Origin of the sequence: Aquabacterium sp. (genome assembly GCF_049274795.1) — a bacterium.
Classification (GTDB): domain Bacteria; phylum Pseudomonadota; class Gammaproteobacteria; order Burkholderiales; family Burkholderiaceae_C; genus Aquabacterium.
Window position 1 is genome coordinate 1 of the sequence record NZ_JBASTH010000106.1, and the last position, 7593, is coordinate 7593.

Consider the following 7593-nt stretch of genomic DNA (forward strand, 5'->3'; position numbering starts at 1 on the left):
CGCGGAGCCGCCGCTTGCGGGGGGCGCCACCGTCGTGGGGGGCGGCATGCGCACCAGCATCGCATTGGGCTCCAGCGCGTGCGGATCCGGGAAGACGCGGGCGTGGCGCTGCGAGGTGAAGTACGCCCAGGCCCAGTCCCACATCACCACGATGCGGTTGCGGAAGCCGATCAGGAAGTACACGTGCACGAAGAGCCAGAACAGCCAGGCCGGGAAGCCGCTGAACTTCACCTGCTTCTTCGTGAAGGGCAGGTCGAGCACCGCCACGGCGGCGCGCCGGCCGATGGTGGCCAGCGAGCCATAGTCGACATAGCGGAAGGACTGGGTTTCCAGCCCCCGGCGTCGGCGGATGATGTTGAACGCGGCCTTGCGCCCCATCTGCTTGGCGCCGGGGCTGATGCCGGGCACGGGCGTGGGGTTGGCCGGATCCTGGTAGCTCTTGGCGCTGGCCAAGTCACCCACCACGTAGATATTGGGGTGGCTGGGTACGGTCAGGTCCGGCTCCACGATCACGCGGCCGGCGCGGTCCAGTTCGCAGTCCGTGCTCTTGGACAGCGAGCGGCCCAGCGGCGATGCGGCCACGCCGGCGCCCCACACCACCGTGCGCGATGGCAAGAAGTGCGAGGTGGGTGTGCCGTTCTCGATGGTGTCGAAGTGCACGCCGAAGGCCGTGATGTTGGTCACCTTGGCGCCCACCAGCACCTCCACGCCCAGTTCCTGCAACTGCTCCTTGGCGCGCTGGGAGAGGTCTTCCGGGTACACGCCCAGCACGCGCGGTGCGCCTTCGATCAGGATGACGCGGGCGCGGCGCGAATCGATGCGGCGGAACTCTTCGCGCAGGGTGTGCTGCGAAATCTCGGCCAGCGTGCCGGCCATTTCCACGCCGGTGGGGCCTGCGCCCACCACGGCGAAGGTCAGCCAGGGTTCGCGCGCGGCCGGGTCCATCTCTCGCTCGGCCTGCTCGAAGGCGGTCAGCACGCGGCGGCGGATCGTGAAGGCATCGCCCAGGGTCTTGAGGCCGGGCGCGTACTTGGCCCACTGGTCATTGCCGAAGTAGCTGTGCGTGGCACCGGCCGCGATGATCAGCTCGTCATAGTGCAGATGCTCACCGCCATCGAGCACGATGCAGTTCGAGGCGGTGTCGATGCTCGTCACCTCGCCCATCAGCACGGTCAGGTTGCCGTGGGCGATCTGCTTGCGCAGCACGTGGCGGATGGGGGCGGCAATGGCGGGGGCTGGCAGGCCGGCGGTGGCGACCTGGTAGAGCAGGGGCTGAAACAGATGGTGATTGGTGCGGTCCACCACCACGATCTCCACGTCCGCACCGGACAGCGCCTTGGCGGCTTCCAGGCCACCGAAGCCGCACCCCACGATGACCACCCTGGGGCGCTGCCTGGGGGCAGCGGCTGCGTTGGTGGGTATGGTGGGTTGGCTGGTGCTTGGGGACATGCGTGGGGGTCTCTTTGATCTCTTGTTGTGCGAAGCGGCAGACCTCCAGCCAATTAAATGCCGGGAGATCGGGCAAGTTCGTGGTTTATACCAGTGACCGTTCCGGAAATGTGGTTTTGCACCACCGTGGTGCCTCCCCGGATCATGGGGTGCCCTGGGGCCCGGGAAGGTGTCCGGTCAAGCGACGGCCTTGGCGTCTTGCGGCGGATCCTGCGGCGGGATGCTCATCACCAGGCGCCCCTTGCCGCCGTTCTTGGCCGCGTACATGGCCGCGTCGGCGCGTTCGATCAGATGGGTGTCCGGCTCCTTGCCATCGTGCATCACCGCGCCGATGCTGGGAGTGACGGTGATGTGGTGTCCTTCGATGGCATAGGCCTCGCTGAGGCAGGTCAGCACCCGTGTGCCCATGCGCTGCACATCCTGCGTGGTGCCAGCCCCTTCCAGGATCAGCATGAACTCGTCGCCGCCCATGCGGCAGACGATGTCGGTGGTGCGCATGCAGGCCTGCAGGCGGCGCGCCACTTGTATCAGCAGCTCGTCGCCCACGTGGTGGCCGTGCCGGTCGTTGACGCCCTTGAAGCCATCCAGGTCCACGCACATGATGGCCAGGGTTTTTGGGTAGCGCCGCGTGCGGGCCATGGCCTTGAACAGGTGTTCGCCGAAGGCCCGGCGATTGGGCAGCCCGGTCAGGCTGTCGTGGCGGGCCTGGTCGGCCATGGCGCGCAGCTGTTCCTTGAGCGGGTTCACGTCCTGGAACACCCGGCAGTGGTGGGTGACGCGCTGGCGTTCGTCGCGCACGACGCTCACGTTGAGCCACAGCGCCAGTTGATCACCCTGGGCCGTGGTGAGGGAGGACTCGCCGCTCCAGCGCCGGCCCTCGCGCAGCACCTGCTCCAGCTCGGGCAGGTGGGTACCCCGCAAGGGCGCCATGCCCATCAGCTCGGCGTTCTGACCCAGCATGGTGTCCAGCGGGTGCCCTGACAGTTCCATGAAGGCCGGGTTCATCATCACGATGCGGTCCAGGCCATCGGTGATCAGGATGGCCGCGCCCGATTGTTCAAAGGCCGCCTCCAGCAGGCGCAGGGCCTGGGCGGGCGGTTTTTCGCCCTTGTCGATGGCCTGGGTGATGGCTTGGGTGATGGGGCCGGTCACGCCCACCACCTGGGCCTGCCGCATCTGTTGCATCAGTTGGCGCCAATGTCGCCAGGCCGCACCGGCTGCGAGCAGGGCGGCACCCGTGCTCAGCAAGCCCCATAGCCACGAGAACTGCCCTTGCAGCGCCAGGAGGCACAAGGCCCCTGACGATGCCGCCAGCACGGCGAAGAGCGAAACGATGAACGGCAGGAACGGAGAACCTGGGAGGTTGGGCGTTCCCATGGTCGACTGCTGCATTGGCAAGGACATGGACACCCCGGGGCGATTTCACGCAATGGATGTGAGAATTTCGGACGGCACCGGCGTAACTTGAGTGACGTGGTGGGTGGCTGCGGTAAGCTCTCAGCGTGACTCAAGCTTCCGCTCCTTCCCGTGACGCCTTGCCCGTCGGCACCCGGCTGATGGACTACGATATCGAAGGCCTGCTCGGGGTGGGTGGCTTCGGCCTGGTTTACCGCGCCCGCGACGCGGTATTGCAGCGCACCGTGGCCATCAAGGAGTACCTTCCGTCATCCCTGGCCCTGCGGGGCGAGGCCGGCGAAGTGATCCTGCGCTCGCCCGCGCATGAAGAATCCTTCGCGCTGGGCTTGCGCTCCTTCGTCAACGAGGCGCGCCTGCTGGCCCGTTTCGACCACCCCTCGCTGGTCAAGGTGTTCCGCTTCTGGGAGGCCCATGGCACGGCCTACATGGTGATGCCCTGCTATGAGGGGCCCACCTTGTACGACGCACGCCGTGCGCTGGAAGGCCCGCCGGACGAGGCCTGGCTGCGTGCCTTGATGGACCCGCTGCTGGGTGCGCTCGACTGCCTGCACCGCGAGCAGGTCTACCACCGCGATGTGGCGCCCGACAACATCCTGGTCGTCAGTGATCCCGATGCGCCGCAGGGCATGCGGCCCGTGCTGCTGGATTTCGGCGCGGCCCGCCGTGTGATCACGGAAACCTCGCAAGCGCTCACGGCCATCCTCAAGCCCAGCTTCGCCCCCATCGAGCAATACGCCGAGACATCGCAGTTGCGTCAGGGCCCCTGGACGGACCTGTACGGTCTGGCGGCCGTGCTGCATTACTGCATCACCGGGCGCACGCCGGTGCCCGCCACGGCGCGTGCCGTGCACGATGACCTGCCTGCGCTGCGGCGTATGGCCACGGCCCTGGAACAGGATTTCGGGCGCCGTTACAGCCCGGCCCTGCTGGCCACCATCGACCAGGCCCTGGGCGTGCGGCCGGATGCCCGGCCCGCTTCGGTGAGCGCCTGGCGCGAATCGCTGCTGGCGGAGCCTGCCCCGGAGCAGCCCCAGGCAGATCAGCCGCAGGCCGGTGGGCTGGAAGGGCCAGCGGTCACGGTTCCGCAGGCCTGGGATCAGCGCACCGTGATGGTGTCCCCTGGCCAGGGGCGGCGCCGGCCCGGCGATGGCAACACGGATTTCCCGACCACCCATTCGCTGGCGGCCAGCGGGCTTTTCGCGGGTGCCCCCGTTGGCGGGCAGCGGATGTCCCGAGGGGCGATGTGGGGTCTGGGCGGCCTGTTCGTGGCCGGCATCGTGGCCTTGTCGGGGTGGTCCCTGCAGCGTGAGCGCGATGCCGCTGCGATGGGGGGCGGTCCCACCGTGTCACTGGGCGCGCCCATGCCGGGCGCAGGCGCCTCGGCTTCTGCCAGACCGGCGATCCTGCCGGTGCAGGATGAAGAAATTGTCGAGACGGCGGACGGCCAAGTTGCGGGGCAGGCCGGGCGCAAGCCCACAGGTGGGGCGATTGCTCAAACCTCGGCCCGAGGTGGTGATGGCATCGTGGAGCGCACGCCCCGCGAGCGCCTGCCGCTCAACCCCAGGCAGGCTTGCGGTGACAGGGTATTCATCGCCATGGCGATCTGCATGAAGCAGCACTGTGGTCGGTCGGAGTACGCCGGCCATTCAGAGTGCGCGCGCATGCGCCAGCAGGAAGAAGCGCAGCGCAACCGCTACGAGTTTCACTGAGGCAGCAGGTGCCTCAAGGCCTCAGGCGGCAGCGTGATGCCGCTCGCGCATGGCCACCAGCGTCATCTGCAGCAGGCGTGCATCGCTGCTGGCCCGGTGGCGTGTGAGGTTGGCGCGCTTGGCCACCGACAGTTTCAGGTCGTGCCAGCGGTTGGCCTCGTTGTCCGTCAGCAGGGCGCGCAGGTTGTCCAGCCGGAAGCTGGGCACGCTGTCGGCCGCGTCGTAGAGCTTGTTGAGCCAGGTGTAGTCGTGGGCCCAGGCATCGGAATAGACCACCATGCCGCGCAGCCACTCGTTGAGCGCGCGGGCCACCTCGATCGGGCCGCGTCCGTGCTGCTGCAGCTGATCACGCGAAATGTGATGGATGGCGGCGGCGTTGGGATCCCAGTGCTGCCAGGCCGGTTCAGGCTTGACCAGCGAGCACCAGCTGCGGCCGTCCGGCATGATCACGCCCACCTCGATCGGGTAGCTGCCCAGCCCGAAGCCGGAGGCTTCGATGTCCAGGATGGGGGGCGGTAGCCCCGGCGCGAACGTCTCGGATGTCATGGGACCCTGTTGTCTGAAATTGAGATGTATTTTGGCGAGTCTCGCACCACTGCGCCATTGTGGGTCTTAGGGTTTGAACGGCATTCCCATGGCTTGTTGCGAGATGTTTGGCACTGGCGGCCCTTGAGAGGCCCCGTTTTCCATCAGCATGAAACGGGCCATCATGCCCCTTGCATGTGCCAGGGCTGTGACAGCTGGGCCTCCCAGATCCGGACAACACCAGCGCTTCCACCCGCTCGCGGGACGGACAGGCCGGCGAACCGTGCTTAAATTAGCAACTGAACCCTCAAAACAACGTCCGTCTGTCTGGCAGACCGCCTGGAGCTCACCTTCATGAAACAAATCACCGCCATCATCAAGCCCTTCAAGCTGGAAGAAGTCCGTGAGGCCCTTGCCGAGGTCGGCGTGACGGGCCTGACCGTGACGGAGGTCAAGGGTTTTGGCCGCCAGAAGGGCCATACCGAGCTGTACCGTGGCGCAGAGTACGTGGTCGACTTCCTGCCCAAGGTGAAGGTCGAGGTGGTTGTCAAGGGTGACGATGTCGATCGCTGCATCGAAGCCATCATCCGTGCGGCCAAGACCGGCAAGATCGGCGACGGCAAGATCTTCGTGACGCCCGTGGAGCAGGTGGTGCGCATCCGCACTGGCGAGACCGACGAATCCGCCGTCTGATCCCGGCAATCTACATTTAATGAAAGGGGCTCAGGTGCCCCGAGCCACGCCGCCCGGCGCTGCTGTGTCTTGCAGCTCCGGCGGCGTGTGTGCTTTCAGAGCGACCGATGCGTCGTGCAGGCGTTGCAGCAGGCGCTCGATCTGATCGTCCACCAGCAGCAGTTCCTGCACGTCGGGCCACAGGAAGCCTGACTCACGGCTGCGCTCGATGAAGCGCAGCAGGTCGTCATAGTAGCCGGCCACGTTCAGCAGGCCCAGGGAAAGTCTGCACAAATGAGCGCAGACCATGGTTTGGCGTGCTGACATGACCAGATTGGCGTTTGGCCGATCCTGCGGCATGTGTATTGGACGCGTTTTACGCCTATTTCCCACAAACCGGGCGCACTCATGCCAAGCTCCCAGTCAAACGCTTGCGCACCATCCACAGATTGGCCAGAGCAAACAGCGTGTGCAACTGCGCCGTGTTCTTGGCCAGGCCACGGTAGCGCACCTTCACATGACCGAACTGGCGCTTGATGACGCGAAATGGGTGCTCCACATTGGCGCGGATGCTGGCTTTGATGCGCTCGATTTGGTCGCTCAACGCATCCATCGGATCGGTCTTTTCCAGCAACTTGAGCAAGCCCGGGCGCATGGCCACATGCCATTGCACATCTTGTTTGGCGTCAGGTCGCTTGTGCGCTCCTTGGTAGCCAGCATCAGCGAACACATCGCTCTCTTGCCCGTGCAACAAGCTGTTGGCCTCGATCACGTCATTGACGTGTCTGACTGTGCCGCGCACGGTGTGAACCAAGCCGGAGTCGGCGTCCACGCCAATGTGCGCTTTCATGCCGAAGAACCACTGCTGGCCCTTCTTGCTCTGGTGCATCTTCGGGGCGCGCTCACCGCTGGCGTTCTTGGCCTAGCTCGGCGCCGAGATCAGCGTGGCATCGACCACCGTGCCACTGCGCAACATCAAGCCCTTGGCGCCCAGCAGCAGGTTGACCGTTGCCAGGATTCGCTCGGCCAGTTTGTGCTTTTCGAGCACATGGCGGAAGCGCAAGATGGTGCTCTCATCGGGCAGTCGCTCATCCCAGTCGCCCAGGCCGGCGAAGTCGCGCAACAGCGGCATGTCGTGCAACGCTTCTTCCATCGCCGGGTCGCTCAGCGTGAACCATTGCTGCATGAAGTGAATGCGCAGCAGCGACTCCACCGGAAACGGCGGTCGGCCGCGTTTGCCTTCGGGCATGAATGGGGCGATCTCTGCCACCAAGTCAGACCAGGGCACCACCCGGTCCATCTCATCGAGGAACTCGCGACGGCGCGTGCGCTTTGTCGACCTTCCCAATCCAAGGCTGCTCTGCTTCATGGGCTCAATGGTCTCAGGCAATCAGGCCGGTGCCAGGCACCAGGCGCTTCATCACTTTGTGGCAAAGGCTCAATGGTCCGATGCTGAAGTGCTGCGCCGGGTCTGCCAATGGGTCATGCCGCACATGGACTTCAGTTGCGGCGGCTGGTGGATCATCGACGACACGGGGTTCCCAAAGAAGGGCATTCACTCAGTCGGGGTGGTACGCCAATACTGCGGGATGCTGGGCAAGCAGGACAACTGCCAGGTGGCTGTGAGCGTGTCGCTTGCCTGCGACCAGGGTAGCCTGCCTGTGGCGTGGCAGTTGTACTTGCCTGAGGAGTGGACAGCGGACGCTGCGCGCAGGGCTCGCGCTGGTGTGCCCTCAGACATCAGATTCGCCACCAAGACGCAGATTGCCTTGCAGCAGTTGCGCACATTGCTGGCTGAGGGCGCGCCGCACCACTGCGTACT

6 protein-coding genes and 2 pseudogenes are annotated in these 7593 nt (G+C 65.6%); 3 read left to right on the top strand and 5 right to left on the bottom strand.

Going from position 1 to position 7593, the window contains the following annotated elements; translation table 11 throughout:
* A partial coding sequence (locus WAQ08_RS17640) for an NAD(P)/FAD-dependent oxidoreductase (RefSeq protein WP_422193381.1) occupies positions 1-1449 on the bottom strand: 1449 nt, incomplete at its 3' end.
* Positions 1450-1626: 177 nt separating this feature from the next.
* Positions 1627-2826 (bottom strand): diguanylate cyclase domain-containing protein, encoded by a 1200-nt coding sequence (locus WAQ08_RS17645; RefSeq protein ID WP_422193382.1) that lies wholly within the window; start codon positions 2824-2826, stop codon positions 1627-1629.
* 125 nt (positions 2827-2951) lie between these two features.
* On the opposite strand from WAQ08_RS17645, the gene WAQ08_RS17650 reads away from it, so the two are divergent.
* Complete coding sequence (locus tag WAQ08_RS17650; RefSeq protein WP_422193384.1) at positions 2952-4574, top strand: serine/threonine protein kinase; 1623 nt, start codon at positions 2952-2954, stop codon at positions 4572-4574.
* A 21-nt stretch (positions 4575-4595) separates the two neighbouring features.
* On the opposite strand, the gene WAQ08_RS17655 is transcribed toward WAQ08_RS17650, so the two are convergent.
* The gene (locus WAQ08_RS17655; RefSeq protein WP_422193385.1) at positions 4596-5120 is read right to left on the bottom strand and encodes a hypothetical protein; all 525 of its coding nucleotides are present in this window, start codon (positions 5118-5120) and stop codon (positions 4596-4598) included.
* Between the two features lie 333 nt (positions 5121-5453).
* Between WAQ08_RS17655 and WAQ08_RS17660 the strand changes: the two genes are divergently transcribed.
* Positions 5454-5792 (top strand): P-II family nitrogen regulator, encoded by a 339-nt coding sequence (locus WAQ08_RS17660; RefSeq protein ID WP_422193387.1) that lies wholly within the window; start codon positions 5454-5456, stop codon positions 5790-5792.
* Between the two features lie 30 nt (positions 5793-5822).
* On the opposite strand, the gene WAQ08_RS17665 is transcribed toward WAQ08_RS17660, so the two are convergent.
* Both WAQ08_RS17665 and WAQ08_RS17670 read right to left on the bottom strand, forming a co-directional pair.
* Positions 5823-6098 carry a hypothetical protein gene (locus WAQ08_RS17665; RefSeq protein WP_422193389.1) on the bottom strand — a complete coding sequence of 92 codons (276 nt, stop codon included), beginning with the start codon at positions 6096-6098 and terminating at the stop codon, positions 5823-5825.
* A 79-nt stretch (positions 6099-6177) separates the two neighbouring features.
* Positions 6178-7140 (bottom strand): annotated as a pseudogene (locus tag WAQ08_RS17670) (IS5 family transposase).
* Between the two features lie 25 nt (positions 7141-7165).
* On the opposite strand from WAQ08_RS17670, the pseudogene WAQ08_RS17675 reads away from it, so the two are divergent.
* Positions 7166-7593 (top strand): annotated as a pseudogene (locus tag WAQ08_RS17675) (IS701 family transposase); the annotation flags it as partial.